This is a genomic window from Paracoccus ferrooxidans (genome assembly GCF_029909815.1).
Classification (GTDB): domain Bacteria; phylum Pseudomonadota; class Alphaproteobacteria; order Rhodobacterales; family Rhodobacteraceae; genus Paracoccus; species Paracoccus versutus.
In genome coordinates this window covers 939,018-965,001 of record NZ_CP038198.1, presented here as the reverse complement: position 1 = coordinate 965,001, position 25,984 = coordinate 939,018, and the positions used below count along the sequence as shown (strand labels likewise).

General features: G+C 68.3%; 20 protein-coding genes. 12 read left to right on the top strand and 8 right to left on the bottom strand.

Translation table 11 applies throughout. From position 1 onward, the window contains the following. The first annotated feature begins 2 nt into the window (after nucleotides 1–2). Genes E3U26_RS04850 through E3U26_RS04840 form a run of 3 tightly spaced genes read left to right on the top strand, consistent with a single transcriptional unit; the run spans nucleotide 3 to nucleotide 6,255 of the window. Nucleotides 3–995 (top strand): glycosyltransferase family 2 protein, encoded by a 993-nt coding sequence (locus E3U26_RS04850; RefSeq protein ID WP_499105629.1) that lies wholly within the window; start codon nucleotides 3–5, stop codon nucleotides 993–995. Further along, on the top strand, nucleotides 992–5,635 hold the full coding sequence (locus tag E3U26_RS04845) for a MupA/Atu3671 family FMN-dependent luciferase-like monooxygenase (protein WP_499105628.1): 4,644 nt from the start codon (nucleotides 992–994) through the stop codon (nucleotides 5,633–5,635). Before E3U26_RS04850 ends, E3U26_RS04845 begins: the two co-directional genes overlap by 4 nt. Continuing rightward, nucleotides 5,632–6,255, top strand: coding sequence for a 4'-phosphopantetheinyl transferase family protein (locus tag E3U26_RS04840; RefSeq protein ID WP_499105627.1), 624 nt, complete (start codon nucleotides 5,632–5,634; stop codon nucleotides 6,253–6,255). Before E3U26_RS04845 ends, E3U26_RS04840 begins: the two co-directional genes overlap by 4 nt. Here E3U26_RS04840 and E3U26_RS04835 read toward each other — a convergent pair. After that, complete coding sequence (locus E3U26_RS04835) at nucleotides 6,236–7,441, bottom strand: glycosyltransferase family protein (RefSeq protein WP_499105626.1); 1,206 nt, start codon at nucleotides 7,439–7,441, stop codon at nucleotides 6,236–6,238. The genes E3U26_RS04840 and E3U26_RS04835 overlap by 20 nt on opposite strands. A 233-nt stretch (nucleotides 7,442–7,674) precedes the next feature. Here E3U26_RS04835 and E3U26_RS04830 point away from each other — a divergent pair, with 233 nt between their 5' ends. Beyond that, the gene (locus E3U26_RS04830; protein ID WP_240540192.1) at nucleotides 7,675–7,854 is read left to right on the top strand and encodes a hypothetical protein; all 180 of its coding nucleotides are present in this window, start codon (nucleotides 7,675–7,677) and stop codon (nucleotides 7,852–7,854) included. Here the strand turns inward: E3U26_RS04830 and E3U26_RS04825 are convergent. After that, entirely contained in the window at nucleotides 7,848–8,546 is a 699-nt protein-coding gene (locus tag E3U26_RS04825; protein WP_114535465.1) for a sugar transferase, read from the bottom strand. The two genes, E3U26_RS04830 and E3U26_RS04825, sit on opposite strands and share 7 nt — an antisense overlap. Nucleotides 8,547–8,852: 306 nt before the next feature. Between E3U26_RS04825 and E3U26_RS04820 the strand changes: the two genes are divergently transcribed. Further along, complete coding sequence (locus E3U26_RS04820; RefSeq protein WP_116222172.1) at nucleotides 8,853–9,623, top strand: hypothetical protein; 771 nt, start codon at nucleotides 8,853–8,855, stop codon at nucleotides 9,621–9,623. Here the strand turns inward: E3U26_RS04820 and E3U26_RS04815 are convergent. Beyond that, the gene (locus E3U26_RS04815; RefSeq protein ID WP_499105625.1) at nucleotides 9,620–10,447 is read right to left on the bottom strand and encodes a glycosyltransferase family protein; all 828 of its coding nucleotides are present in this window, start codon (nucleotides 10,445–10,447) and stop codon (nucleotides 9,620–9,622) included. The two genes, E3U26_RS04820 and E3U26_RS04815, sit on opposite strands and share 4 nt — an antisense overlap. Nucleotides 10,448–10,719: 272 nt before the next feature. On the opposite strand from E3U26_RS04815, the gene E3U26_RS04810 reads away from it, so the two are divergent. The 4 genes from E3U26_RS04810 (at nucleotide 10,720) to E3U26_RS04795 (ending at nucleotide 16,728) form a co-directional block, all read left to right on the top strand. Beyond that, the gene (locus E3U26_RS04810; RefSeq protein ID WP_036760114.1) at nucleotides 10,720–11,460 is read left to right on the top strand and encodes a P-loop NTPase family protein; all 741 of its coding nucleotides are present in this window, start codon (nucleotides 10,720–10,722) and stop codon (nucleotides 11,458–11,460) included. A gap of 24 nt (nucleotides 11,461–11,484) precedes the next feature. After that, nucleotides 11,485–12,987: a GumC family protein gene (locus E3U26_RS04805; protein ID WP_499105624.1), complete on the top strand. Its 1,503-nt coding sequence runs from the start codon at nucleotides 11,485–11,487 to the stop codon at nucleotides 12,985–12,987. Next, nucleotides 12,987–14,363 (top strand): oligosaccharide flippase family protein, encoded by a 1,377-nt coding sequence (locus E3U26_RS04800; RefSeq protein ID WP_036760118.1) that lies wholly within the window; start codon nucleotides 12,987–12,989, stop codon nucleotides 14,361–14,363. The genes E3U26_RS04805 and E3U26_RS04800 overlap by 1 nt, the downstream gene beginning before the upstream one ends. 82 nt (nucleotides 14,364–14,445) lie before the next feature. Then, complete coding sequence (locus tag E3U26_RS04795) at nucleotides 14,446–16,728, top strand: NADP-dependent malic enzyme (protein WP_036760120.1); 2,283 nt, start codon at nucleotides 14,446–14,448, stop codon at nucleotides 16,726–16,728. 60 nt (nucleotides 16,729–16,788) lie between these two features. On the opposite strand, the gene E3U26_RS04790 is transcribed toward E3U26_RS04795, so the two are convergent. After that, a complete protein-coding gene (locus tag E3U26_RS04790) occupies nucleotides 16,789–17,388 on the bottom strand; it encodes an outer membrane protein (RefSeq protein ID WP_036760122.1) in 600 nt (199 codons plus the stop codon). Between the two features lie 220 nt (nucleotides 17,389–17,608). Beyond that, complete coding sequence (gene trhO, locus E3U26_RS04785; protein ID WP_499105780.1) at nucleotides 17,609–18,514, bottom strand: rhodanese-related sulfurtransferase; 906 nt, start codon at nucleotides 18,512–18,514, stop codon at nucleotides 17,609–17,611. A 100-nt stretch (nucleotides 18,515–18,614) separates the two neighbouring features. Between trhO and pncA the strand changes: the two genes are divergently transcribed. Both pncA and pncB read left to right on the top strand, forming a co-directional pair. Beyond that, nucleotides 18,615–19,211 (top strand): bifunctional nicotinamidase/pyrazinamidase, encoded by a 597-nt coding sequence (gene pncA, locus E3U26_RS04780; RefSeq protein ID WP_072462361.1) that lies wholly within the window; start codon nucleotides 18,615–18,617, stop codon nucleotides 19,209–19,211. Beyond that, nucleotides 19,208–20,518, top strand: a complete 1,311-nt coding sequence (gene pncB, locus E3U26_RS04775) for a nicotinate phosphoribosyltransferase (protein ID WP_499105623.1) — start codon at nucleotides 19,208–19,210, stop codon at nucleotides 20,516–20,518. The genes pncA and pncB overlap by 4 nt, the downstream gene beginning before the upstream one ends. 179 nt (nucleotides 20,519–20,697) lie before the next feature. On the opposite strand, the gene E3U26_RS04770 is transcribed toward pncB, so the two are convergent. Then, the gene (locus E3U26_RS04770; protein WP_499105622.1) at nucleotides 20,698–22,368 is read right to left on the bottom strand and encodes a glutamine-dependent NAD(+) synthetase; all 1,671 of its coding nucleotides are present in this window, start codon (nucleotides 22,366–22,368) and stop codon (nucleotides 20,698–20,700) included. Between the two features lie 131 nt (nucleotides 22,369–22,499). Between E3U26_RS04770 and E3U26_RS04765 the strand changes: the two genes are divergently transcribed. Next, entirely contained in the window at nucleotides 22,500–23,957 is a 1,458-nt protein-coding gene (locus E3U26_RS04765) for an MORN repeat-containing protein (RefSeq protein ID WP_499105621.1), read from the top strand. A gap of 1 nt (nucleotide 23,958) precedes the next feature. Here E3U26_RS04765 and E3U26_RS04760 read toward each other — a convergent pair whose 3' ends face one another. Both E3U26_RS04760 and E3U26_RS04755 read right to left on the bottom strand, forming a co-directional pair. Beyond that, a complete protein-coding gene (locus tag E3U26_RS04760) occupies nucleotides 23,959–24,537 on the bottom strand; it encodes a hypothetical protein (protein WP_499105620.1) in 579 nt (192 codons plus the stop codon). Between the two features lie 279 nt (nucleotides 24,538–24,816). Beyond that, nucleotides 24,817–25,970, bottom strand: a protein-coding gene (locus E3U26_RS04755; RefSeq protein ID WP_114537220.1) for an IS3-like element ISPfe1 family transposase whose coding sequence is annotated in 2 segments (ribosomal slippage) — nucleotides 24,817–25,724 and nucleotides 25,724–25,970 — 1,155 coding nt in all. Because the reading frame shifts where the segments join, the coding sequence is not laid out codon by codon here. Between the last annotated feature and the right edge of the window lie 14 nt (nucleotides 25,971–25,984).

Sequence of the window (25,984 nt, the reverse complement as noted above, 5' to 3'; positions counted from 1 at the left end):
CCATGGACCCCGATGCAGCCCCGCCCAGCGTTCATGTCATCGTGTTGAACTGGCGCACGCCAGAGATGTCCTTGCAGGCCGCCGAGGCCGCATTGCGCGAAATGCAGGGCATCGACGGCGGGTTGACCATCGTGGACAACGATTCCGGGGACGGTTCGTTTGAACGGATGCAGGCGGGCGTGCAGGCGCGCGGCTGGCCTTCGGATCGCGTCGCGGTGGTGCAATCGGGCTGGAACGGCGGCTTTGGCGCCGGCAACAACCATGGCATCCGCCGGGGCCTGCCGGACGGGCGCCGCGCCGACCTGGTCTATCTGCTCAATTCGGACGCCATCCCGCAGCCCGGCGCGATCCGGGCGCTGGTCGATTACCTGGGCGTGCATCCGCGGGTCGGGATCGCCTGCTCGCGGCTGCGCGGCACCGACGACATGCCGCACAGCACCGCCTTTCGCTTTCCCTCGGCCTTGGGCGAGTTCGAATCGATGAGCCGCACCGGGCCGATCTCGCGCCTGCTCAGCCGCAAGGTCGTCTCGCTGCCCCAGCCCCAGGTCTCGGGGCGGGTGGACTGGTCGGCGGGGGCCTCGATGATGATCCGCATGGAGGTGCTGGACCGCATCGGGCTCTTCGACGAGGGGTTCTTTCTTTACTACGAGGAAACCGACCTGTGCCGTCGCGCGGCGCGGGCTGGCTGGCAGACGCATTACGTCGTCGAAAGCCTGGTGCTGCATATCGGATCGGTCAGCACCGGCATGAAGGAATGGAAGCGCGCGCCGGATTACTGGTACGATTCGCGGCGGCGCTATTTCGAGAAACATCATGGGCGGCTGGGTGCGCTTTGGGCCACGGTCGCCCTTCTGGGGGGCGCGGGGGTGTTCCGCCTGCGCTGCCTTATGTCGGGGCGCAAGCCGGATGGGCCGCCGGGCCATCTGGCGCAGCTGACGCGCCACGCCTTTCGCCGGCAACCAAAGCCCGTTCATGTTGAAAAGGGTAAGCCATGACGCAATTTTCCGCGATTCTGGTGGGTAACGAATCCTTGCTGCGCCATGCGGCCGAAACGCTGCTGGCGCGCGGGCATCGCATCAATGCCGTGGTGACGCGCAATCCCGACCTGCGCGACTGGGCGCAGGGCGCCGGGCTGGCGGTCGAGGACCAGGACGCGCCGCTGCCCGCCGCTGCGCCCGCGGCCGACTGGCTGTTCAGCGTCGCCAACCTGTCGATCCTGCGCCCCGAGATGCTGGCGCGCGGCCGGCTGGGCGCGATCAACTTCCACGACGGGCCGCTGCCGCGGCTGGCGGGGCTGAACGCCCCGGTCTGGGCGATCATCGGTGCCGAGCCGCAGCATGGCGTCACCTGGCACATCATCGAGGGCGGCGTGGACGAGGGCGACATCCTGACCCAGCGCCTGTTCGAGATCCGCGAGGACGACACCGCGCTGACGCTGAACGCGCGCTGCTTTGCCCGCGGGGCCGAAAGCTTTGCCGATGTGGTGGCGCAGCTCGAGGGCGCCGGCCCGCAGCGGCAGCGCCAGGATCTGTCGCAGCGGACCTATGTCGGCCGCGACAAGCGCCCCGAGGCGGCGGCGGTGCTGGACTTCACGGCTGCCGCGGCGCGCATCGGCGCCTTGGTGCGCGGCCTTGACCATGGCGGCTACTGGAACCCGCTGGCCATGCCCAAGGTCCGGCTGGCCGACCGCGTGCTGCTGGTCGCGGGTTTCGAGGGCATCGAGCCCGCCGTGGCCCCGCCTGGCACGGTGCTGTCCCATGACGGCGCCTCGGCGCTGATCGCGGCGGCGGACGCGGCGGTGCGGCTGCGCTTTGCCGGCGACTTGCCCCCGGTGGGCACGGTGATCCCGCCGCTTTCCAGCGAGGAGGCCGCGCGGCTGACCGACCTGGCCGGGCAGGCGGCGAAGCATGACGGTTTCTGGCGGGCGCGGCTGGCGCGGATGAACCCGGCGGTGCTGCCGGGCGAGGGCTCCGGTTCCAGCCAGCGCGTGCAGCTGATGCCCGGCGCGGGGCCCGAGCGGATCGCGCTGGCCGCCTCGCTGATGGCGCGGCTGGCGGGGCAGGCCGCCTTCGACCTGGCGCTGCGGCCCGCGGCCCAGCCCGAGGCGGCCGGGATCGTCGCCGACTGGCAGCCCCTGGCGGTCGAGGCGCCGGGCGAGCGCACGCTGGCCGATCTGGGACAGGCGCTGGCGGCGCAGATCGCCGAACAGGCCAGGCGCGGCTTCTTCATGGCCGACCTGCTGCACCGCGCGCCCGAGCTGCGCGACATGGCCACGCCGGACCTGGCGATCAGCCTGGATGCCCGCGGCCCGGTCCGGGATGCGGCGCTGTGCGTGACCCTGACCGAAACCGGCGCCTGGCTGGACCATGATCCGGCCCGCGTCACGCCCGCGCAGGCGCAGCGGCTGGCCCGCGCGCTGGACGGCGGCCTGGCGCTGCCCGGCTCCACCACGCTGCGCGACATCCCCCTGATGGACGCGGATGAGCGCGAGGCGCTGCTGGTCGCCCGCAACGCCACCCAGGCCGAGGTGCGGCTGGCCTGCATCCACGGGCTGATCGCCGAGACGGCCGCGGCCGACCCGGATGCCGTGGCGCTGGCCTTCGAGGATCGCACCCTGACCCGCGGCCAGCTTGACCGCGCCGCCAATGCGCTGGCGGCGAAGCTGGTGGCGATGGGCGTGGGCCCGGACCAGCCGGTCGGGCTGTTCGCCCGCCGCTCGCCCGAGCTGGTGATCGGCGCGCTGGCGATCTGGAAGGCGGGCGGCGCCTATGTGCCCCTGGACCCGGACTATCCCGCCGACCGCATCGAGCTTTACATTCAGGACAGCGGCGCCGGGGTGGTGCTGGTGCAGGACGGGCTGGCCGACCGGCTGCCGGCGCATGGCGCGCAGGTGGTGGGCATCCCGACCGACCTGCCGCATGGGCTGGTGGCGGCGCCGGTCAGCGCCGTCGGGCCGCAGAACCTGGCCTATCTGATCTATACCTCGGGCTCGACCGGCCGGCCCAAGGGGGTGATGGTCGAGCATCGCAACGTCGCCAATTTCTTCGCCGGCATGGACGCGGTAATCCCGCACCGGCCGGGCGATGCCTGGCTGGCGGTCACGAGCCTGTCCTTCGACATCTCGGTGCTGGAGATCTTCTGGTCGCTGGCGCGCGGCCTTCGGCTGGTGATCGCGGGCGAGGAATCGCGGCTGGCGGTGTCCTCGGTCCCCGCCCAGCCGCGGCGCGAGGTTTCGGGCGGCATGGATTTCAGCCTGTTCTATTGGGGCAACGACGATGGGCCGGGGCCGAAGAAATACCAGCTGCTGCTGGAGGGCGCGCGCTTTGCCGACCAGAACGGTTTCGTCGCGGTCTATACGCCGGAACGGCATTTCCACGCCTTCGGTGGTCCCTATCCGAACCCGGCGGTTTCGGGCGCGGCGGTGGCGGCGGTGACGAAGAACATCTCGGTGCGCGCCGGCAGCTGCGTGCTGCCGCTGCACCACCCGGCCCGCGTGGCCGAGGAATGGGCGGTGATCGACAACCTGACCTCGGGGCGGGCGGGGCTGGCCATCGCCTCGGGCTGGCAGCCGGACGATTTCGTGCTGCGCCCGGAAAACGCGCCGCCGAACAACAAGGCGGCGCTGGCCCAGGGCGTCGAGCAGTTGCGCCGGCTGTGGCGCGGCGAGGCGGTCGAGTTCCCGCGCAAGGACGGCAGTCTGTTCGGCGTGGTGACGCAGCCGCGCCCGGTGCAAAGGGAACTGCCGCTGTGGTTGACCGTCGCCGGCAACCCGGAAACCTGGATCGAGGCCGGGCGGCTGGGCATGAACGTGCTGACCCACCTGCTGGGGCAAAGCATCGACACGGTGGAAAGCCGCATCAAGGATTACCACGCCGCGCTGCGCGAGGCCGGCCATGATCCGGCGCGCTTCACCGTCACGCTGATGCTGCACACCTGCCTGGCCGAGGATCGCGAGACGGCGCGCGAGATCGCCCGCGAGCCGATGAAGAACTACCTGAAGAGCGCCGCGGCGCTGGTCAAGCAATATGCCTGGGACTTCCCGGCCTTCCGTCGCCCGGCGGGCATGACCAACCCGATGGCCATCGACCTCGGCTCGCTCAGCGAGGAAGAGCTGGACGGCATCCTGGAATTCGCCTTCCTGCGCTATTTCGAGGATTCGGGCCTGTTCGGCTCCCTCGAGGACGGGATCGCGCGGGTCGAGCAGCTGAAGGCCATCGGCGTGGGCGAGATCGCCTGCCTGATCGACTATGGCATCGCGCCCGAGCAGGTGATGGCCGGCTTTCCGCTGCTGGCGCGGCTGCGGGCCGAGGTGAACCCGCATGGCGCCGAACCCGAGGAGGGCGATTTCTCGATCGCGGCGCAGATCCGGCGCTGGAAGGTGACGCATCTGCAATGCACGCCCAGCATGGCGCGCATCCTGGTTTCGGACCCGCAGGTGGCGGCGGCCATGGCCGGGCTGACATGCGTGATGGTGGGCGGCGAGGCGCTGCCGCCCTCGCTGCTCTCCGAGATCAAGGCGGCGACGCGGGCGCGGGTGTTGAACATGTATGGCCCGACCGAGACGACGATCTGGTCCACGGTGGCCGACCTGAGCGACGGCGGCGCGGTGACGCTGGGCCGGCCGATCGCCAATACCCAGGTCTATGTGCTGGACGGCGACGGCGTGCCGGTGCCCCCCGGCGCGCAGGGCGAGCTGTGGATCGGCGGCCATGGCGTGACCCGCGGCTATTGGCGGCGCGAGGATCTGACCGCGGCGGCCTTTCGGCCCGATCCCTTCGTGCCGGCGGATCGCGCCGCGCCTTGGGGCGCGCGCATCTATCGCACCGGCGATCTGGTGTGTTGGCGCGAGGATGGCGGGCTGGACTATATCGGCCGGGCCGACCACCAGGTGAAGCTGCGCGGCTTCCGCATCGAGCTGGGCGAGATCGAGGCGCAGCTGGCCAGCCTGCCCGGCGTGCGCGAGGCGGTGGCGCTGGTGCGCGAGGACGTGCCCGGCGACAAGCGGCTGGTGGCCTATGTCACCGGCGCGGCCGAACTGTGCGAAAAGGCGCTGCGCGAGGCTCTGCTTGCGCATTTGCCGGCGCATATGGTGCCGGGGCGGATCCTGCGGCTTGAGAAGATGCCGCTGACGCCGAACCGCAAGATCGACCGCAAGCATCTGCCGGTGCCGGGGGCCGTCGCGCAGGCTCCGGCGGGGGCGGCGCCGGCGGCGGCCATCGAGGCCGCCACCGCCGCTGCGGCTGCCGCCGCAAGCGCCGCCCCGACCGAGGATCTGGCGCAGGCGGTGCAGGCGCTGTGGTCCGAGGTGCTGGGCGTCGAGCAGATCGGCCCGCGCGACAATTTCTTTGCGCTCGGCGGGCATTCGCTGCTGGCGATCCAGCTGCACCGGACCATGCGCGACCGGCTGGCGCTGCCGCGGCTGGGGGTGACGGATATCTTCCGCTTCCCGGTCATGGCGGATTTTCTGAAGCATGTCGCCTCGCTGGCGCCGCTCGGCACGGTCGCCGCCCCGGTGGCGCCCGCGCCTGCGCCCGCGCTCACGCCGGCAGCGGTGGTGCCCGAGCCTGTGCTGGCCGCCGAGGATGCCATGGCCCGGCGCCGAGCCCTGCGGGCGCAGCTGCGCGGCGGGCGGTGAGCGGGGCTGCCGCGCTCGACGCGCTGGTCCGGCGCCTGCTGCCTGCGGGCTACGGCTGCGCGGTGCTGCCGCTGGTGGCGGAGCCCGCGCCGCTTTTGCCCCAGGAGGCCGAGGCCATCGCCCGCGCCGTTCCCAAGCGGCGGCGCGAGTTCGCCCTGGGCCGCATGGCGCTGCGGGCGGCGATCCGCGAGGCGGGGCACGACCTGCCCGCCGGCCGGCCGATCGCGGTGCGGCCGGACCGCCAGCCGGACCTGCCGCCGGGCCTGCGCGCCAGCCTGTCGCATAGCGGCGATTACTGCATTGCCATCGCCGCCCCGCCCGGCGGGGCCAGCGTGGGCGTCGATCTGGAACCCTGCGACCGCTCCGTCCCGCAGGGCCTGGCCGAGACGATCATGCCCTTTCGCTTGCAGGGCGCGGGGGATGCCCTGCTGGCCTTTTGCGCCAAGGAGGCGATGTTCAAGGCGCAATATCCGTTGACCGGGCAAATGCTGGATTTCCGCGCGGTGCCGGCGGTGGTCGGACCCCGGCGGTTCCGCGCCTGTATGGGCGAGCGGCTGATCGGCGGGCGCTGGGGGCAGGCGGCAGGCTGCTGGCTGGCGCTCAGCCTGTGGCGCGGCTGAACAGCGCCGCCAGCCGCCGGGCGGATTCGCGGATGTCGTGGCGTTCCATGACGCGGGCGCGGGCGCGGGCGCCCATGGCTGCCAGGGCGTCGGGCGCAGCCTCGGCGGCTTGCAGCATCGTATCGGCCAGCGCCGCGGCGTCGCCGGCGGGGACCAGCCAGCCTTCCAGGCCCGGACGGACCAGCTCGGGGATGCCGGCGATATAGGTGGCGATCACCGGGCGGGCGCAGGCCATGGCCTCCATGATGACCACCGGCAGGCCCTCGGCGAAGCTGGGCGTGACCAGGGCATGGGCGGCATCCATGGCGGCGCGCACGCCGGCCTCGTCCTGCCAGCCGAGCAGGCGGACCGCCTTGCCCATGCCTTCGGCGGCGATCAGGGATTCGACTTGCGGGCGCAGCTCGCCGTCGCCGACCAGCGACAGGCGCAGCGCCGGATTGCGGCGCCAGGCCAGGGCGAAGGCGCGGATCAGCAGGCCGAAGCCCTTCTGCTCGGCAAAGCGGCCGACGGCGACCATGTGGAAGGGGCCTGCCGGCAGGGTCTGCGGTTCGGCCCAGCGGGCCAGGTCCAGGCCGCAATGCACGACATGGACCTTGTCCCAGTCGCCGGGCGCGGCCCAGCGGCAAAGCTGCGAGCGGCCATAGCTGCTGACGGTGACGCAGAACTCGGCCAGGGCCAGCTTGCCGCCCAGATCCAGCGCCTGGGGATTGTCGAATTCCTCGGGGCCGTGGACGGTGAAGCTGAAGCGCGGACCGCCCAGCAGGCGCGCATAGGCGGCGACCCTGGCCGAATTGGTGCCGAAATGCGCGTGAACATGCGCAAGCCCCAGCGCCCGTGCCCGGCCTGCCACCCGCGCGCCCTCGGCCAGGTAGATCAGCTGCCGGGCAAGGCTGCCTTCGCCGGCCCGCGCCCGGCGCCGCGCCAGCCGCAGGGCGGCGGCGAATTGCGCGGGGCTTGCCGCGCCGCGTCCGGCCAGATCGGCCAGAAGCCGCGCGGCCCCGGCCTCCAGCACCCGCTCGGTGCGGGCATGTTCGGCAAGGTCGGCGGGATCGCTGAGCGCGCCGCCGTCGCCGCGCATGGCGAATCGGTGGATTTCGAGCCCCTCGTTCTCAAGCGCCGCGATTTCCCGCCGGATGAAGCTGTGCGAGGGGCGAGGGTAGGTATTGATCAAATAACCGATTCGCAAGCTGACGGTCCCTAATCCATGAAGAAAAGCCCTTGCGCCCCGTTATCGTCCCGAGATTTCGGCTGGTTGGCGCCTATTTTTGCTGAACAATGGGCGGATATGCCGTATTACCGCAAGACGCACCAAAGTTTGTCTAGCGATTTCCGGTTTCTTTGGCACTATTGTTCTGAGGATTTGTACATTTGAGGAGAAAGCCTCTGACTGGCATCCTGACCCTTGGTGTCGCAATTGCCTTGGCCAGCGCGCTGATCGGGTTTGCTGCCTTCGATCTGTCGTTCTGGGCCGCGCTGCTGATCTATATCGTCAGCGGGACGGCCGCCACCCTTTTCGTCGCCTGGCGGCGCTTCCGGTGTATCGAGCGGCACGAGATGCAGGCCGAAATAGGGGCCGGACGCGGCCGCACCATTCAGTAGCCGGTGCAGCGCAGCACCACGCCCACGGTCTTGGCGATGATGGCGACATCGCCGCTGAAGCTCAGATCGGCTGCATAGCGCGCGTCGAAGGTCGCGCGGGCGGCGAAGGTGCTGTCGTTGCGATCCGAGATCTGCCACAACCCGGTGACGCCCGGCCGCAGGTGATAGTAATCCGCTCCCGGATAAAGCGGGGCCTGTTCGATCATCATCGGCCGCGGGCCGACGATGCTCATGTCGCCGCGCAGCACGTTCCACAGTTGCGGCAGCTCGTCCAGCGAGGTCTTGCGCAGGAAGCGGCCGGTCGAGGTGATGCGCGGATCGTTCTTCAGCTTCTGCGTCAGATCCCATTCCGCCCTGGCCTCGGGATTGGCGGCCAGGTATTCCTCCAGCCGCCGGTCGGCATCCTCGACCATGGTGCGCAGCTTCCACAGCCGGAAGCTGCGGCCGGAACGGCCGACCCGCAGCTGGGTGTAGAAGGGCTTCTCGCCGTGCCACAGGATGACGAGCGCCAGGATCAGCACCACCGGCACGATGATCGGCACCGCCAGAAGCACGGCGGTGATGTCCAGCGGACGCTTGATAAAGCGGGAGTAAAGGGATCGGGCGCCCAGGGGCTGATTGGTGTTTCCTTTTGCGACCGTTTGCAGGACCGAGTCGATTGTCTCGATATCGAAATCCGTGGTGTGCCGCATTTGAAAACCCGCCCTCATCACTACCCTCGCAGTATAGCCGGGCATTTGAATAAAACTAGAACGAATTTGGACACTGACGAAAAGTATAGGTTCATTTGAAAACAATGCTTTACAGCAGGTTCTCGGCCGGGCGGAACCGCCTTTACCTAGGGTAAACATATTGGGCGAAACCCGAGAGTTTTGCTGGTCGTGCGGCGTATTGGTTGTCGCAGCGTTATATTGGCAACTGTCGGTTGAATTGGGTGGAATTCGCGATGCCGGGATGCGATGCTGGGCAAAAGCATTTCACAATCGAGGGTTGTCGATATGGCGGGTGTCCTGCAATTTTTAATTGAAAGCGTCTCGGCTTTCTACATCGGCCACAGCCTGATGGGCACGACGGTGCCCGGCATGATGCAGGGCCTGCTGGAAGAGCCGGTGGAAATGCAGATCCTCAACGGCGCCCCGCTGGAATGGCAGTGGAAGGAGGCGCATCACGCGCAAGGGGTGAACGGGCGCAAATGGCTGCCCGGCCATGCCGTCGAGGCGCTGGTCATCACCGAGCGCGTGCCGCTGGCCCCGGCGATGGAATACCACGACAGCCTTGGCTATGCCGCGAAATGGGTCGAACTGGCGCGGCAGTCGAACCCCAGGGTCAAGCCCTATCTCTACCAGACCTGGGATTACATCGAGCCGGGCTCGACCAGGGCCTGGCGCGACCGCATCATGGCGGATCTGCCGCAGTGGCAGGCGATCGCCGACCATGTGAACCGCGACCTGCCCGAGGGGGCCGAGCCGATGCGGCTGGTCCCGGTGGGGCTGGGCATGGTGCGGCTGCATGACGCCGCCGAAGCGGGCAAGGTTCCCGGCGCGACCTCGATCCGCGACTTTTTCCTCGACGACATCCACCCGACCGAGAAGGGCGGGTGCTATTACATCGCCATGATCAATTACGCGACCCTGACCGGCAAAAGCCCGGTCGGGCTGACCAACCGGATCCCCGGCGGCGGCGGCCCCTATCCCCAGGTGCCCCAGGAGCAGGCGGCCGTGCTGCAGGAGCTTGCCTGGCAGGTGGTGCAGGAATTCGGCGCCGACTAGCGGCCGCGCGCCCATTCCTGGCTGTTGCGGCCCAGCCGCACCGCCAGCGCGACGGCGGCATAGGCGGCAAAGCCCGGCGGATCGGCGGCGGCAAGGCGGGCGAGTTCCGCCCTGCCGGGGCGGACATGGCCCTGTCGCGGGGGCAGGTCGGGGAACAGCCGGGCGATCTCGGCCACGCCCGCGTCCTGGCGCCGCCGGACCCGGACCAGTGGCCCGAACCCCTCGACCAGCGGCCATTCATAGGGCTCGTCCACCAGGAAACGCTCGTCCTGCGCGAATTGCAGCCGGGCGAAGGTGTCGTCCGAGATGACCTGCGGAAAGGCCCCCCAGCGCGCGCGCCCGGCCTCGTTGACCGCGAAAAGCCCGGCGCCGGTGACGCCCTGGGCCACGAAGGGCAGTTTCTGCCAGAACCGGGCATAGGCGCGCGACACGGCGCTGCGGGCGGGCGCCACCACCAGCCGCCCGCCGGCATAGCGCGGCCGCGGCACGTCCAGCACCCGCATGATCCCCGACAGAAGCCGCGGTCCCATGCGAATGTCGGCGTCCAGATACAGCCGCACGCCCGGCCCGGCGCAGGCGTCGCCGTGGTTCAGCGCGCCGATCTTGCCGCCCTGCGCCAGTTCCTCGACCCGCAGCCGCCAGCCGCGCGCGGCAAAGGCCGGCGCATGGGCGCGGGCGCGGGCGGCGGTGTCGTCGCGGCAGCCGTTGGCGACCAGGACCAGTTCGACCGGGCCGGCATGGTCCTGCGCCAGCACATGGTCGAGGCAGGCGTCGATATAGCCGGCCTCGTCATGGGCGGGCAGGATGATGGTGCAGGGCGTCATCGGGCCGGCACCGGGCCTTCGGACGGGCCGCCGCCGAATCGAGCGGCAGGGCAATCGGCGGCCGAGAATCGCGCGCCGGCGCCGGTCGCCGGCCGGAACGGGGGGAAACGGCACCGCGACACCGGGAAATGCGGGGCATTGTCGGGATCGGGCCGGTTTTGGGTTGTCGCGTTCATGGCGCCGACGCTACCATGCCGCTGCCGGGAAAGTCACCGGCAGGCCGCCGCCCCCGTGGGCGGCGCCGTTTCACCAGAGGCAGAGGGGCAACAGGTTTGACGCCCGCGACAGGGAACGACCCGGACAGGACGCCGGTTGGACAGGCTGCGCCCGATGCGGCGCAGGGCCATGTCTCGAGCAAGTTCATCCGGCGCGAGGCGGCCTTGGCCGCCATGGACGCGAAACATGCCAAGATCAGCGCGCAGCGTTTCTCGCTGCTGCGCACCCGCATCCTGCGCGAGATGCGCAGCCGCGGCTGGAGCAGGCTTGCCGTGGTGCCGGTGACGCCGGGCGCGGGCGGCACCTTCGTCGCGGTGAACCTGGCCTTGGCGCTGGCCCGCCAGCCGCATACGCAGGTGACGCTGATCGACCTGGACCTGGGCAAGCCTAGCGTGGCCGGCCAGCTGGGCATTCCGGGCTGCACGGCGGTCTCGGCCGCGCTGCGCGAGGGCGGCGGCGGCCTGGGCGCGCTGGTCTCGCGCGTGGACGAGGCGCCGAACCTGTCGGTCCTGGCCCCCGACCGGGCCGAGCCGGACGCGGCCGAGCTATTGCAGGACGAGGCGCTGGCCCAGGCCATGCGGCAGCTGCACGACAGCCATCCCGCCCGGATCGCGGTCATCGACACCGCCGCCCTTTTGGGCGAGGATGCGGCGCTGGCCGCCCTGCCGCTGGCCGATGCGCTGCTGCTGGTCGCCGACGGGCGCAGCGGCACCGCCTCGGACATGGCGGAATGCGAAAGGCTGCTGGTCGGCATGCCGCCGGTGATGGGCGTGGTCCTGAACAAGTCGGAAGACTGAACAACGAAAGACAGGGTTCAAGATTTGGGACCGATTCAATCCTTGCAGGATCTGATCTCGATGCTCTGGCGGCGGCTGCCGCTGGTGCTGACGATCGTGGTCCTGGGCGTGCTGACCTCGTTCTACATGATCGTTTCCTCGCCCCGCGTCTATGAGGCGTCGGCGGTGATCCAGCTGGACATGCCGGCCGCCATCGACCAGGGCACCGACAGCTCGCTGCCCGCCTCGCGCCGGGTGCAGCTGATCGAACAGCGCCTGATGGCACGCGCCAACCTGCGCGAGGTGATCGAGCGGCTGGGGCTTTTCGCCGACACCCCGCTGAGCGAGTCGGAAAAGCTGGTGGCGCTGCGCAGCTCGACCCGGATCGAAAGCATCGCCGCCCCCGGCGTTTCGGTCGATTCCCGCATGTCGCTGGCCGCCATCGTCATCACCGCCCAGGCCGAGACGCCGGCGACCGCGGCCGCCATCGCCAACGACTTCGCCAACAGCGTCGTCAACCGCGACCGCGAGAATCGCCAGGCCCGCATCCTGGAGGCGCAGGAATACCTGCGCAGCGAGGAACGCCGCCTGAACGAGCAGCTTTCCGAACAGGAACGCAAGCTGGTCGAGTTCAGCGCCCGCAACGAGGATGCGCTGCCCAGCTCGCAGGAGTTCCTGCAAACCCAGCTTGCCCAGCTGACCGAGACCGAGACGGCGCTGGACCGCGACATCATGACCCTGCAGCGCGAACGGCTGTCGCTGGAGGCGGGGGGGCTTGCGGCCGAGATGCGGCCCCCGGCCTCGCTGGTGCAGCAGATCCGCACCGCCGAGATCGAACTGGCGCAGGCGCGCCGGACGCTGGCGCCCGACCATCCCGAGATCCGGCGGCTGGAAGAGAACCTGAAGCTGCTGAACAGCGGCACCGGCAGCGGCGGGCCCGACGTGATCCGCCGCCAGACCGAGCTGATCCAGGCCCAGCTGACCAAGCTGAACGAGCAGAAGGCCGGGATCGCGCTGCGCCGCACCGAGATCGGCCGCGCCCGCGCCCGCGCCCCCGAGGTCAGCCGCGAGCTTGAGGCGATGACCCGCCAGCAGCGCCGCCTGCAGGACCGCTACAACGAGATCTCGCGCCAGCTGGCCCAGGTCGAAACCCAGCAGATGCTGATGGAAAACGACCAGACCGAGCGTTTCGTGATGCTGGAGCGCGCCCTGCCGCCGGAATATCCCGCCATGTCGAACCGCAAGAAAAGCGCGGTGATGGGGGCGGGGGTCAGCATCGGGCTGGCGCTGGTCGCGGCATTCGCGCTGGAGCTGCTGAATCCGGTGCTGCGGCGCAGCGAGCAATTCGCCCGCGCCACCGGCACCCGGCCGGTGATCTCGCTGCCCTATCGCCAGACGGCGGCCGACCTGCGCCGGCGCCGGCTTCGCAACCTCTACATGGTCGTGGTTCTGGTGCTGGGCGTGCTGGTCGCCCTGTGGATGATCGGCAAGGTTCCCGGCCTGCCCTCGCCCGGCGTCGTGCCGATGCCGACCGACGGGATGGGCTGATGAGCGGGCAGGAGGGCGGAAGCGAGGCCGCCGCCGCCGCGCCGGGTCGCAGCTTTGCCTCGCGGGCCCTGGGCAGCGGCGCATGGTCCATGGCCAATTTCGGCCTGGGCCAGATCATGCGGCTCGGCTCGAACCTGATCCTGACCCGCATCCTCAGCCCCGACGATTTCGGCCTGATGGCGCTGGTGACAAGCTTCCTGATCGGGCTGACCATGTTCAGCGACATGGGATTCGGCCCCTCGATCATGCAAAGCAAGCGCGGGGACGAGCCGGATTTCCTCGACACGATCTGGACGCTCAAGATCATCCGCGGCTTCATGATCTTCGGCGCGGCCATGGTCATGGCCTGGCCGCTGGCGCTGTTCTACGACGCGCCGCTGTTCGGCTGGGTGTTTCCGGCGGCGGCCTGCTCGATGATCGTGGGCGGCTTCCTTCCCACCCGGATCGACACCGCCGCGCGCCACCTGCAACTGGGCCGGCTGACGGTGATCGAGCTTGGCAACCAGTTGATCGGCATCCTGCTGACCATCGCCGCGGCGCTGGTCCTGCAATCGGTCTGGGCGCTGGTCTGGGGCAATGTGCTGGGCGCCCTGGTCCAGCTGCTGATGTTCCGGCTGTTCCTGCCCGGACACCGCAACCGGCTGCGGATGGAGCCCGAGGCCCGCGCCGAGGTGATGAAATTCGGCAAATGGATCTTTTTCAGCACCATCTGCGGCTTCTTGCTGTTCCAGGGCGACCGGATCATCCTGGGCCGGGTGCTGACGCTGAACCAGCTGGGCATCTACAATATCGGCCTGTTCCTGGCGACGGTGCCGGCCATGCTGGGATCCTCCATCGCCGGGCGGCTGTTCATCCCGATGTATCGCCAGCACCCGCCGGCCGAAAGCGCCGAGAACACCCGCATCCTGGCCCGCACCCGTGCCGGGCTGACGGCCTTGCTGCTGGCCGTGGCGGTGATTCTGGCCTGGGCCGGGCCGCCGCTGGTCGAGCTGCTCTATGACCCGCGCTATGCCGCGGCGGGCGGCATCCTGGTCGCCATCGCCTGCATCCAGATGCTGCAGGTCATTCCGCTGAGCTATGAATCCGCGGCGCTGGCGGCGGGGGATTCGCGCGGCTTCTTCGTCGTGCAATCCACCCGCGCGGCGATCTATTCCGCGCTGGTCGCCGGGGGCGCGGTGCTTTACGGCCTGCCGGGGCTGCTGATCGGGCAGGCGCTGGCGCAGGTGCTGTGCTATCCGGCGACGGTCTGGCTGGCGCGGCGGCATGGCTGCTGGGATCCGCGCCACGACCTGGTCGCGGCCACGCTTGCCATCGTCGCGGCGGCGACGGCGCTGAACGGCCATCGCGACGCGGTGCTGGCCGCCATGATACCCTGAGCCGCGCCGCCGGGCATTTTACCCCTTCCGGTTCCGCTTGGGCTGGCGCTATTGCTGCCGGAACGTCACGAGGAGGCACCGGATGAGCGACGACAACACCCCGCGCAAGTCCCGCATCACGCGGGAAGAGGCTCTGGCCTATCACCTGGAACCCCGTCCGGGCAAATACGACATCGTGGCCTCGACCCCGATGGCGACGCAGCGCGACCTGTCGCTGGCCTATTCCCCCGGCGTGGCGGTCCCGGTCGAGGCCATCGCCGAACGGCCCGAGACCGCCTATGACTATACCGTCAAGGGCAACATGGTCGCGGTGATCTCGAACGGCACGGCGATCCTGGGGCTGGGGAACCTGGGCGCGCTGGCCTCGAAGCCGGTGATGGAGGGCAAGGCGGTGCTGTTCAAGCGCTTTGCCGACGTGAACGCCATCGACATCGAGCTGGACACCGAAGACCCCGAGGCGATCATCGACGCGGTGCGGCTGATGGGCCCGACCTTCGGCGGCATCAACCTCGAGGACATCAAGGCGCCGGAATGCTTCATCATCGAGCAGCGGCTGAAAGAGGTCATGGACATCCCGGTCTTCCATGACGACCAGCACGGCACGGCGGTGATCTGCGCGGCGGGGCTGATCAACGCGCTGGAGCTGTCGGGCAAGCGGATCGAGGATGTGCGCATCGTGCTGAACGGCGCCGGCGCCGCCGGGATCGCCTGCCTGGAACTGCTGAAATCCATGGGCGCGCGGCATGAGAACTGCATCATGTGCGACACCAAGGGCGTGATCTGGCAGGGTCGCACCGAAGGCATGAACCAGTGGAAATCCGCCCATGCCGTCGTGACCGAGGCCCGCACGCTGGAAGAGGCGATGAAGGGCGCCGACGTGTTCCTGGGCGTCTCGGCCAAGGGCGCGGTGACGCAGGAGATGGTGCGGGGCATGGCTGAGAACCCGGTCATCTTCGCCATGGCCAACCCGGACCCCGAGATCACCCCGGAAGAGGCCCATGCCGTCCGCCCCGACGCCATCGTCGCCACCGGCCGCTCGGACTATCCGAACCAGGTCAACAACGTCCTGGGCTTTCCCTATCTGTTCCGCGGCGCACTGGACATCCATGCCCGCGCCATCAATGACGAGATGAAGATCGCCTGCGCCCGCGCGCTGGCGGAACTGGCGCGCGAGGACGTGCCGGATGAGGTTGCCGTCGCCTATGGCCGCAAGCTGCAATTCGGCCGCGACTACATCATCCCGACGCCCTTCGACCCGCGGCTGATCCATGTCGTGCCGCCGGCGGTGGCGCGCGCGGGGATGGATACCGGCGTCGCCCGCCGCCCGATCATCGACATGGAGGGCTATGTCCAGTCGCTCAAGGCGCGCATGGACCCGACCGCGGCCATCCTGCAAGGCATCCATGCCCGCGCCCGCCAGGCCCAGGCCCGGATGATCTTTGCCGAGGGGGACGACCTGCGCGTGCTGCGCGCCGCCGTGGCCTGGCAGCGCGGCGGCATGGGCCAGGCCATTGTCGTCGGGCGCGAAAGCGACGTGCGCGAAAAGCTGGAGGCGGCGGGCCTGGGCGAAGCCGCGCGCGAGGTCGCCGTGGTCAATGCCGGCAATTCCCGCCACCTGGAGCAATATCACGAGACGCTCTATGCCCGCCTGCAGCGCAAGGGCTATGACCGCGAGGATGCGGTCAAGCTGGCCAATCGCGACCGCCATGTCTTTGCCTCGCTGATGCTGGCGCATGGCCATGGCGACGGGCTGGTGACGGGGGCCACGCGCAAGAACGCGCATGTGCTGGCCCAGATCGGTACGGTTTTCGACGTGACCCCGGCCGACGGCGCCGTGGGCATCACCGCGGTCCTGCACAATGGCCGCGTCATCCTGATGGGCGACACGCTGGTCCATGAATGGCCCGAGGCCGAGGATCTGGCCGACATTGCCACCCGCGGCGCCCATGTCGCGCGCGGGCTGGGGCTGGAGCCGCGGGTGGCCTTCCTGTCGTTTTCCAACTTCGGCTATCCGATCAGCGAGCGGGCGGTGAAGATGGCCCATGCGACCGAGGTGCTGGACGCGCGCCGCGTCGATTTCGAATATGAGGGCGAGATGACCGTGGACGTGGCGCTGAACCCGTCGCAGGCGGCGAAATACCCGTTCTCGCGGCTCAAGGGGCCGGCCAACGTGCTGGTGGTGCCGGCGCGGCACTCGGCCTCGATCTCGGTCAAGCTGCTGCAGGAAATGGCGGGGGCGACGGTGATCGGCCCGATCCTGACCGGCGTGCCGCTGCCGATCCAGATCTGCTCGACCGGCTCGACGGTGAACGACATCCTGAACATGGCCGCCATCGCCGCGGGCCGGCTGGGGCAGGTGAAATGACCCGCCCGGCTAAACGAAAGGCGCCCCCGAAGCGGGGGCGCCTTGCTTCTTGCGGCAGGATCAGAACCGATACGAGGCGCGCAGCTGCACCAGGTCGGTGTCCAGGTCGCGGCCGCTGATGCCGGTTTCGTCTTCCAGCACGTCCTTGAAGTCGCTGCGGCTGTATTCCGCGCCGACGGTGAAGCGCTCGGTGACCTTGAAATCGGCGCCGAGGCCATAGGTCAGCCCGGTTTCCGAGAAATCGTCGACCGAGATCTTGGCCGCGCCCAGCGTGACATAGGGCAGGAAACGGCCCATGTCGGCGCCCGCGCGCAGCCGCAGCCGGGTCAGGTCGCCGTCGTCATAGTTCTCGTCGGGCGAGATCTTGTTGTAGTCCAGTTCGCCGCCCAGGACGAAGCGGCCCAGGTCGCGCTGATAGCCCGCATGCAGGCCATAGCCGTCGTAATCGCCGAAATCGGCCAGCGCGCCGCGATTGCCAAGATCGCCGCTGCCCTTGCCGTATTGCAGACCGGCATAGAAGCCCGTCCAGTCGCTGTCCGAAACGGTCGTCACGGGCGGCGGCACCGCGACCGGCTGCTCGACCACGGGGGGGACATAGCCACCCGCATAGGCGCCACCGGCGACCAGCGAAACCAAAGCTGCGTATCCGACTTTCTTCATGGTGAGTTCTCCATTTAACTCGGACCGCCTGCCTACCACCCGGCGCCCGGATTGGAAGGCTTGCCGGCGTCGCGGCACGGACAAGTGACGGCCCGTTAGCCGCAGGGATGCGGGGCGCGGGAAAAAGCCCGCCGATACAGGGGCTTCGCGCTCAAGCCGGCGTGATGGGGCGTGATGCGGGAACGGAGATATTCCCTAACGCACTGATAATGATTATTTTTCAGCTTTCCGTTTCGACGGTGTCGCCAAAGCATTCGCCGCGCTCGGCCTGGCGCTGGCGTTCCCGGAAACGGGCGCGGTCGGCCTCGGTATATTCGCCCGCGCAGCGGTGGCAGCAGACGCCGGGCTCGTATTCCGGGCGGGCGCGATCCTCGGGCGCGAGCGGCCGGCGGCAGGCATGGCAAAGCTCGTGGCGGCCCTGCCGCAGCCCGTGGCCCAGGCTGACCCGCTTGTCGAAGACGAAGCACTCGCCGCGCCACAGGCTGTCCTGTTCCGGCACTTCCTCGAGGTATTTCAGGATGCCGCCTTTCAGGTGAAAGACCTCGGGCACGCCCTCGCCCAGCAGGAAATTGGTGGATTTCTCGCAGCGGATGCCGCCGGTGCAGAACATGGCGATGCGCTTGTTGTGGAAGCGATGAGCATTCTCGCGCCACCAGGCGGGAAAGTCGCGAAAGCTGTGGGTGCCCGGATCGACGGCGCCGGCGAATGTGCCGATCTCGACCTCGTAGTCGTTGCGGGTGTCGATCACCGCCACGTCCGGCGCGCTGATCAGCGCGTTCCAGTCCTGCGGCGCGACATAGCGGCCGACGGCGGCGGTGGGGTCCACGTCGGGCTGGCCCATGGTGACGATCTCGCGCTTCAGCCGCACCTTCATGCGGCCGAAGGGCATGGCCTCGGCCGTGCTTTCCTTCCATTCCAGGCCCGCGCAGCCGGGCAGGGCGCGGAGATGGGCCAGAACCGCGTCGATGCCTTCGCGCGTGCCGGCGATGGTGCCGTTGATCCCCTCGGGCGCCAGCAGCAGCGTGCCCCTGACCCCGTTCGCGCAGGCGCATTTCGCCAGCGGCGGCTTCAGCGCCTGCGGGTCGGGAAAGCGGGTGAAATGGTAAAGCGCGGCGACGATCAGCATGGGCTGGCCATAGCGCCGCGCGGGGGTGCAATCAAGTTGCCGCATTGACGCCCCCGCCGGCTGCGCCTACCAATTTTCCTGGGATAACAGGAGAGGCGCCATGGCAAAGGCCCTGATCGTCATCGACATGCAGCTGGATTTCTGTCCCGGCGGACGGCTGGCCGTCGCCGGCGGGGACGAGATCGTGGCGCCGATCAACGACCTGATGGCCGATTTCGACGCCGTGGTGCTGACCCAGGACTGGCACCCCCGCGACCATGCCAGCTTTGCCGACAACCATCCCGGCGCGGCGGCCTTTTCGGTCGTGGACATGGCTTATGGCCCGCAGGTGCTGTGGCCCGCGCATTGCGTGATCGGGACCGAGGGCGCGGGCTTTCACCCCGCGCTGGCCGCCGATTGCGCCGACCTGGTGATCCGCAAGGGGTTCCGGCCGCAGATCGACAGCTATTCCGCCTTCTACGAGAACGACCACCGCACGCCCACCGGCCTTGCCGGATACCTGCGCGACCGCGGCATGGAGGATCTGGCCTTCGTCGGGCTGGCGCATGACTTCTGCGTCGCCTGGTCGGCCATCGACGCGGCCAAGCTGGGTTTCCGCGCCACCGTGATCGAGGATGCCACCCGCGCCATCGACCTGAACGGCTCGCGCGAGGCGGCGCGCGAGGACATGCGCAAGGCGGGGGTGGTGCTGGCATGATGATCCCGACCGTCGACATCGCCACCCGCGTCTATAACCACAAATGGAAGATCGACCCGATCGTCCGCTCGCTGATCGACGACGATTTCTACAAGCTGCTGATGTGCCAGTCGGTGTTTCGCAACCGGCCCGACACGCAGGTCACCTTCAGCCTGATCAACCGCACAAGCCGCATCCGCCTGGCCGAGCTGATCGACGAGGGCGAGTTGCGCGAGCAGCTGGACCATGTGCGCGGCCTGACGCTGACGCGGGGCGAAAGCACCTGGCTGCGCGGCAATACCTTCTACGGCAAGCGGCAGATGTTCCGTCCCGATTTCATGGAGTTCCTGGAGAACCTGCGCCTGCCGGCCTATCACCTGGAAAAGCGCGACGGCCAGTACGAGCTGATCTTCGAGGGCCGCTGGCCCGAGGTCATGCTGTGGGAGATCCCGGCCCTGGCAATCATCATGGAGCTGCGAAGCCGCGCCGTCCTCAAGGACATGGGCCGGTTCGAATTGCAGGTGCTTTATGCCCGCGCCATGGCCCGGCTTTGGGAAAAGATCGAGGAATTGCGCAAGCTCGGCGCCGACCTGCGCATCGCCGATTTCGGCACGCGGCGGCGGCACAGCTTCCTGTGGCAGGACTGGTGCGTGCAGGCCATGGTCGAGGGCCTGGGCGACCAGCGCTTCATCGGCACCTCGAACTGCCTGATCGCCATGCGCCGCGACATCGAGGCCATCGGCACCAATGCCCATGAACTGCCCATGGTCTATGCCGCGCTGGCCGACAGCGACGCGGAATTGCGCCAGGCGCCCTATCGCGTGCTGGCCGACTGGCACGAGGAACATGACGGGATGCTGCGCATCATCCTGCCCGACACCTATGGCAGCAAGGGGTTCCTGGACCATGCGCCGGACTGGCTGGCCGGCTGGACCGGCATCCGCGTAGACAGCGGCGACCCGGCCGAGGGCGCCGAGACCGCGATCCGCTGGTGGCAGGACCGCGGCGAGGATCCGCGCGACAAGCTGATCATCTTTTCGGACGGGCTGGACGTGGACAAGATCCGGGATCTGTTCCAGCGCTTCCACGGCCGGGCCAAGATCAGCTTCGGCTGGGGCACGCTTCTGACCAACGATTTCCGCGGGCTGGTGCCGGGCGACGGGCTGGCGCCGTTCTCGCTGGTCTGCAAGGCGGTCGCGGCCGAGGGACGCCCGACCGTCAAGCTGTCCGACAATCCCGAAAAGGCCACCGGCCCGCAGGACGAGATCAAGCGCTACAAGCGCGTCTTTGGCGTCGGCCAGCAGCAGCGCATGGCGGTGGTGGTCTGATCCGCCGGCTCGGTCGGTGCCTTGCCGCTGCCGTCGCATATTCCTTGCCCGAGGCGCCGGATGGCCGTCGAACGAGATCGCGCCGTCCTCACCGTCGTCTTGCAGCAAGACCCGGCTAATCGCGCGCCAGCGGCGCCAGCCCCCGGTTTCGGCGGCTGGGGCAGGGCGGTCGCGCCGCGCTAAAGCCGGTCGCGCCAGCGGTTCACCAGCGGATAGCGGCGGTCGAGCCAGAAGGCCTTGGTCGAGATGCGCGGCCCCGGCGCGGCCTGGTAGCGCTTCCACTCGCTGCCATAAAGCAGGGTCTCGACCTTCTTGACCGTCTCGGGCTCGAAGCCCTGCGCGACCAGATCCCTGAGCGCCAGGTCCTTCTCGACCAGCCCTTTCAGGATCGCGTCCAGCACCTCATAGGGCGGCAGGCTGTCCTGGTCCTTCTGGTTCGGGCGCAGCTCGGCCGAGGGGGGCTTCGAGATGATCTGCGGTGGGATCACCTCGCCCGCGCGGCCCAGCATCCAGTCGCGGTGGTTTTCATTGCGCCAGCGGCAGGTCTGAAAGACGCGGGTCTTGTAGAGATCCTTGATCGGGTTGTAGCCGCCGGCCATGTCGCCATAGATCGTGGCATAGCCCACCGCGACCTCGGACTTGTTGCCGGTGGTCAGCAGCAGCTCGCCGAACTTGTTCGACAGCGCCATCAGCATCACGCCGCGCAGGCGGGACTGGATGTTTTCCTCGGTCGCGTCGGGCTGGGTGCCCGCCATCAGATGCGCCAGCGCGTCGCCCACCGCGTCGCGGGCGCCCTCGATATGCACCGTGTCCAGCCGCGTGCCCAGCCGGGCCGCGCAATCGGCGGCATCGTCCAGGCTGGCCTGCGAGGTGTATTCGCTGGGCAGCATGACGCAGCGGACGTTTTCCGGGCCGATGGCGTCGGCGGCGATGGTGGCGACCAGCGCCGAGTCGATGCCGCCCGACAGCCCCAGCACCACCTTGCGGAAACCGGACTTGCGCATGTAGTCGCTGAGGCCCAGCGTCATGGCGCGATAATCCTGTTCCCATTCGTCGGGCTGGTGGTCCATGCGCCCGGGCACCGCGCGCCAACCGGCGGGCGTGCGGGCGAAATCGACATGGGCCAGCATCTCGTCGAAGGGGGCCAGCTGCATGACCTTGACCGCGCCGCCGTCCTCGCCGGGGTTCAGCACGAAGCTGCCACCATCATAGACCTGGTCGTCCTGCCCGCCGACCGAGTTCAGGTAGATCAGCGGCAGCCCGGTCTCGACCACGCGGGCGACCATATGGCCCATGCGCAGGTCCAGCTTGTTGCGGTGATAGGGGCTGCCGTTCGGGACCAGCAGCATCTCGGCCCCGGTCTCGGCCAGGGTCTCGGCCACTTCGGGCCACCAGGCGTCCTCGCAGATCGGGCTGCCGATGCGCAGGCCGTCCAGGCTATAGGGGCCGCAGATCGGGCCGACGTTGAACAGCCGCCATTCGTCGAACAGCTGCTTGTGCGGCAATTCGTGCTTGAGCACCCGCGCCGCCACCCGGCCGCCCCTGAGGATCCAATAGGCGTTGTAGAGCCGGTCCTCCTCGGCATAGGGGCCGCCGATGCCGATGGTGGGGCCGTCGACGCAATCCCGCGCCAGATCGACGATATGCGCCATGGCTTCCTGCGTGAAGCCGGGCTTCAGCACCAGATCCTGGGTCTGGTAGCCGGTGATGAACATCTCGGGCAGGGCCAGCAGGTTGGCGCCGGCCTCGCGCGCCCTGGCCCATGCCTCGCGCGCCTTGGCGGCATTGCCGGGCAGGTCGCCCACGGTCGGGTTCAGCTGTCCAAGGGTGATGCGGAACGTGTCGGTCATGGCGCTTCCTTACCGGATCTTGCCCCCGTTGATAGGCGACGGCGCGGCAAAGGAAAAGTCGGGCTTTGCGCCGGCGCGCCCCTTGCGATAAACCGATGGCAAAAGCAGCAACGAGGCGGAGTGCAGCACCCATGAAGGCAGCCCTTGTCGCCTGCGCGGTGATCCTGGCCGGCGCGGGCATGGCCGGCGCGCAAGCGGTCATCACCAAGCAATATGACGACGGCGGCGTCTACGAGGGCACCTTCCGCAACGGCAAGCAGCACGGGCGCGGCACCTACAGGCTGCCCTCGGGCTATGAATATACCGGCGACTGGGTCGAGGGCGAGATCCTGGGCCAGGGCGTGGCGAAATTCCCCAACGGCTCGGTCTACGAGGGCGCTTTCGCCGGCGGCAAGCCGCATGGCAAGGGCAAGATCACCTATGCCGACGGCGGCAGCTACGAGGGCGACTGGCAGGACGGCCAGATCGTCGGGCAGGGGGTGGCGCGCTATGCCAACGGCTCGGTCTACGAGGGCGGCTTCCTGAACGCGCTGCATGACGGCAAGGGCGTGCTGACCCAGCCCAACGGCTATCGCTACGAGGGCGACTGGAAACAGGGCGTCAAGGAAGGCTTCGGCAAGATCACCTATCCCGACGGCGCCAGCTACGAAGGCGAGATGCGGGCGAACCAGCGTTCCGGCCAGGGCAAGCTGACCATGCCGGACGGGCTGGTCTACGAGGGCGGCTGGTCGGCGGGGCAGATGGCCGGGCAGGGCAAGCTGACCCAGCCCTCGGGCGACGGCTACGAGGGCCGCTTTGCCAATGGCAAGCGCGAGGGCAAGGGCGTCGCCGCCTATGCCAACGGCGACCGCTACGAGGGCGATTTCCGCGCCGACAAGCGCTGGGGCGTCGGCACCTTCACCGGCACCGACGGCTATGTCTATACCGGCGACTGGGTCGAGGGGCGGATGGAGGGGCTGGGCCGCATCACCTATCCCGACGGCTCGGTCTATGAGGGCGCGCTGATGGCCGACCTGCCGCATGGCCGCGGCCTGATCACCTACCCGGACGGCGCCAGCTATGACGGCGAATGGGTCGCGGGCGTGATCGAGGGGCAGGGCGTCGCCAAATACGCCAACGGCCTGGTCTACGAGGGCGGCTTCAAGCGCGGCCGCAACGAGGGGCAGGGCCGGATGACCTATCCCGACGGCTATGTCTATAACGGTGCCTGGCGCGACGGGCAGCGGCACGGGCAGGGGCAGGCGACCTATCCCGACGGCACCACCTATGACGGTTCTTTTGTGGACGGGCTGCGCCACGGCAAGGGCCGGCTGATCGCGCCGGACGGCTTCCGCTACGAAGGCAGCTGGAAGCAGGGCGAGATCGACGGCGAAGGGGTGGCGACCTATGCCAACGGCGACGTCTATACCGGCCATTTCGTCATGGGCAAGCGCCAGGGCGCGGGCGTGATGCGCTATGCCACCGGCCAGGTCGCCTCGGGCGAGTGGGAAGACAACCGGCTGGCCGTGCCCGCCGAGGGCGCGACAGTGCCCGAGGGCGCCGAGACGCCCGAAGGGGCGGTGCCGGCCGAGCCGGCCGTGGCAGAATAGGCTAGGGTTCGGGGCGGGCGTCCGCCTTCGCCTTGTTCGCGTCGGATGCGGCGGGCGTCTCCCGCCATGATCTGTCATCGCAGGGCCGGTCGAACCAGGCACGGTTTTTCAGCGCTGCATTGTCGAGATTTCGCCATTCGCAGGGCGGCAGGAGCGACGAGTATTTCTGGCCATCGAGCAGAAAAACGGCACCAAGGAGGCCGGTGTAATAGCCGTTGCACGCTTTGCGGCGCGCGTGCATCAGGAGATATTCCACGGAGTCCTGTTCTTCCTCTCGAACCTTGGCGTTGGTCTGGGCATCGTAAATGCCGGAATCACCGAGTTTGTAGGATGTGATGCTGACATAGCGATCGTCGAAGCAAACGAACTCGATCTTGCGCGCCAGAATCTTTCTGCCATCGGTAGCGAATAATGCGATAGGCGCTCCGGGAAAGTAGTATTCCAGCTTGAACATCATTCCATTTGGCAACGTCACGCTTTTGGGCGCGTGTCTGACCCATTGCACACCGGCGACCAGCGCCCACAGCAGGAAAAGAAAGACCGGAAGCAAAAGCAGGTGGCGGCCAAACTTGCGCAGCATTATCGCGGTTCCTTGGGATCAAAGTAAATGCTGCGCTTGCGGTCCTTGAGCACTTCTGCCGAGAAAGTCGTGCGCCACCTTCCGCTGATGTGATAGGGCGTGCCCCCAGGTTCGAAATTCATATCCAGCGGATCGACGAAATCGTCAGTGAATTCGAAACTGATGTCGCCGGAAATACGGAAGATCTCACCATAATCCTCGGCCCATCCTATGAACAATCCTTTGACGGTCCCGTCGCCATGGGAAAACGCGATGACCTGCCCCCCGGTCGTCCCTCGTTCATAACGAGAGTCCTTGGGGTTGATATTGGTTGGTTTCGGGTGTGGCAAGCGCGCCGGGCGCGGAGCCCTCAGATTGCTCAAGCGCTCGGCGCGCGTCGGACGGGGTCTTGTTGCCCAGCGAGGAATGGGGCCTGACGTTGTTGTAGTCGTAGCGCCAGAGGGCCAGTTTGCGGCGGGCATCAGCCAGGCTGTCGAAGATTTCCTCGTTCAGGCATTCGTCGCGCAGGCTGCCGTTGAAGCTTTCGATGTAGCCATTCTGCTGCGGCTTGCCCGGGTCGATGTAGTGCCATTCGACGCCGTTCGCGTTGGCCCATTTCAGGATGGCCTTGCTGGTGAACTCGGTTCCGTTGTCGCTGACGATGCAAGCGGGCTTGCCGTAAATCCTGACCAGCGCATCCAGTTCCCGTGCCACCCGAGCCCCAGAGATGCTCGTGTCAGCGATCAACGCCAGGTTCTCGCGGCAGCAATCGTCGTTCACAGCCAGAATGCGGAACTTGCGGCAGGCCCCGAACGTGTCGGACAGGAAGTCTAACGACCACCGCTGGTTTGGCCTCAACGGCGCTGGTATTGGCGTCCGGCTACCTCGTGCCCTCTTGCGGCCACGCCTGCGGCGCACCGACAGGCCCTCTTCCCGGTAGATGCGATAGAGCTTCTTCTCGTTCATGATCATGCCCTTGCGCTCCAGCAGGATGCCCACGCGCCGGTAGCCGAACCGCCGGCGCTTCTCGGCAATCTTGTGCATCTCCTCACGGATTTCCGGGTTGTCGGGTGGCCTGTCACGCCGCACCGTCTTCGGATCGACACCGATCAGGACACAGGCCCGACGCTGAGAGATCGGATGATCCTTCATCGCCCGCAGCACCGCGTCCCGCCGTTGCACCGGTGTCGTCAGGGCTTTCCCAAGAGATCCTTCAGAACCACGTTGTCCAGCATGGCATCGGCCAGAAGGCGCTTCAGCTTCGCGTTCTCGTCCTCGAGCTGCTTCAGCCGCTTGGCGTCCGACAGGTCCATCCCGCCATACTTCGCCTTGAGCTTGTAGAACGTCGCGGGGCTCAACCCGTGCTTCCGGCAAAGCTCGGAAGTCGGCAAACCCGCCTCCTGCTCCTTGATCATCCCGATAATCTGCGCCTCGGTGAACCGGCTTTTCCTCATGTCGTCTGCTCCTT

Coding starts and splice junctions, on each gene's coding strand:
- E3U26_RS04850 (WP_499105629.1), top strand. CDS start 3: ATGGACCCCGATGCAGCCCCGCCCAGCGTTCATGTCATCGTGTTGAAC.
- E3U26_RS04820 (WP_116222172.1), top strand. CDS start 8,853: ATGGCGGGTGTCCTGCAATTTTTAATTGAAAGCGTCTCGGCTTTCTAC.
- E3U26_RS04760 (WP_499105620.1), bottom strand. CDS start 24,537: ATGCTGCGCAAGTTTGGCCGCCACCTGCTTTTGCTTCCGGTCTTTCTT.
- E3U26_RS04790 (WP_036760122.1), bottom strand. CDS start 17,388: ATGAAGAAAGTCGGATACGCAGCTTTGGTTTCGCTGGTCGCCGGTGGC.
- E3U26_RS04825 (WP_114535465.1), bottom strand. CDS start 8,546: ATGCGGCACACCACGGATTTCGATATCGAGACAATCGACTCGGTCCTG.
- pncA (WP_072462361.1), top strand. CDS start 18,615: ATGGCAAAGGCCCTGATCGTCATCGACATGCAGCTGGATTTCTGTCCC.
- trhO (WP_499105780.1), bottom strand. CDS start 18,514: ATGCTGATCGTCGCCGCGCTTTACCATTTCACCCGCTTTCCCGACCCG.
- E3U26_RS04795 (WP_036760120.1), top strand. CDS start 14,446: ATGAGCGACGACAACACCCCGCGCAAGTCCCGCATCACGCGGGAAGAG.
- pncB (WP_499105623.1), top strand. CDS start 19,208: ATGATGATCCCGACCGTCGACATCGCCACCCGCGTCTATAACCACAAA.
- E3U26_RS04770 (WP_499105622.1), bottom strand. CDS start 22,368: ATGACCGACACGTTCCGCATCACCCTTGGACAGCTGAACCCGACCGTG.
- E3U26_RS04765 (WP_499105621.1), top strand. CDS start 22,500: ATGAAGGCAGCCCTTGTCGCCTGCGCGGTGATCCTGGCCGGCGCGGGC.
- E3U26_RS04800 (WP_036760118.1), top strand. CDS start 12,987: ATGAGCGGGCAGGAGGGCGGAAGCGAGGCCGCCGCCGCCGCGCCGGGT.
- E3U26_RS04815 (WP_499105625.1), bottom strand. CDS start 10,447: ATGACGCCCTGCACCATCATCCTGCCCGCCCATGACGAGGCCGGCTAT.
- E3U26_RS04845 (WP_499105628.1), top strand. CDS start 992: ATGACGCAATTTTCCGCGATTCTGGTGGGTAACGAATCCTTGCTGCGC.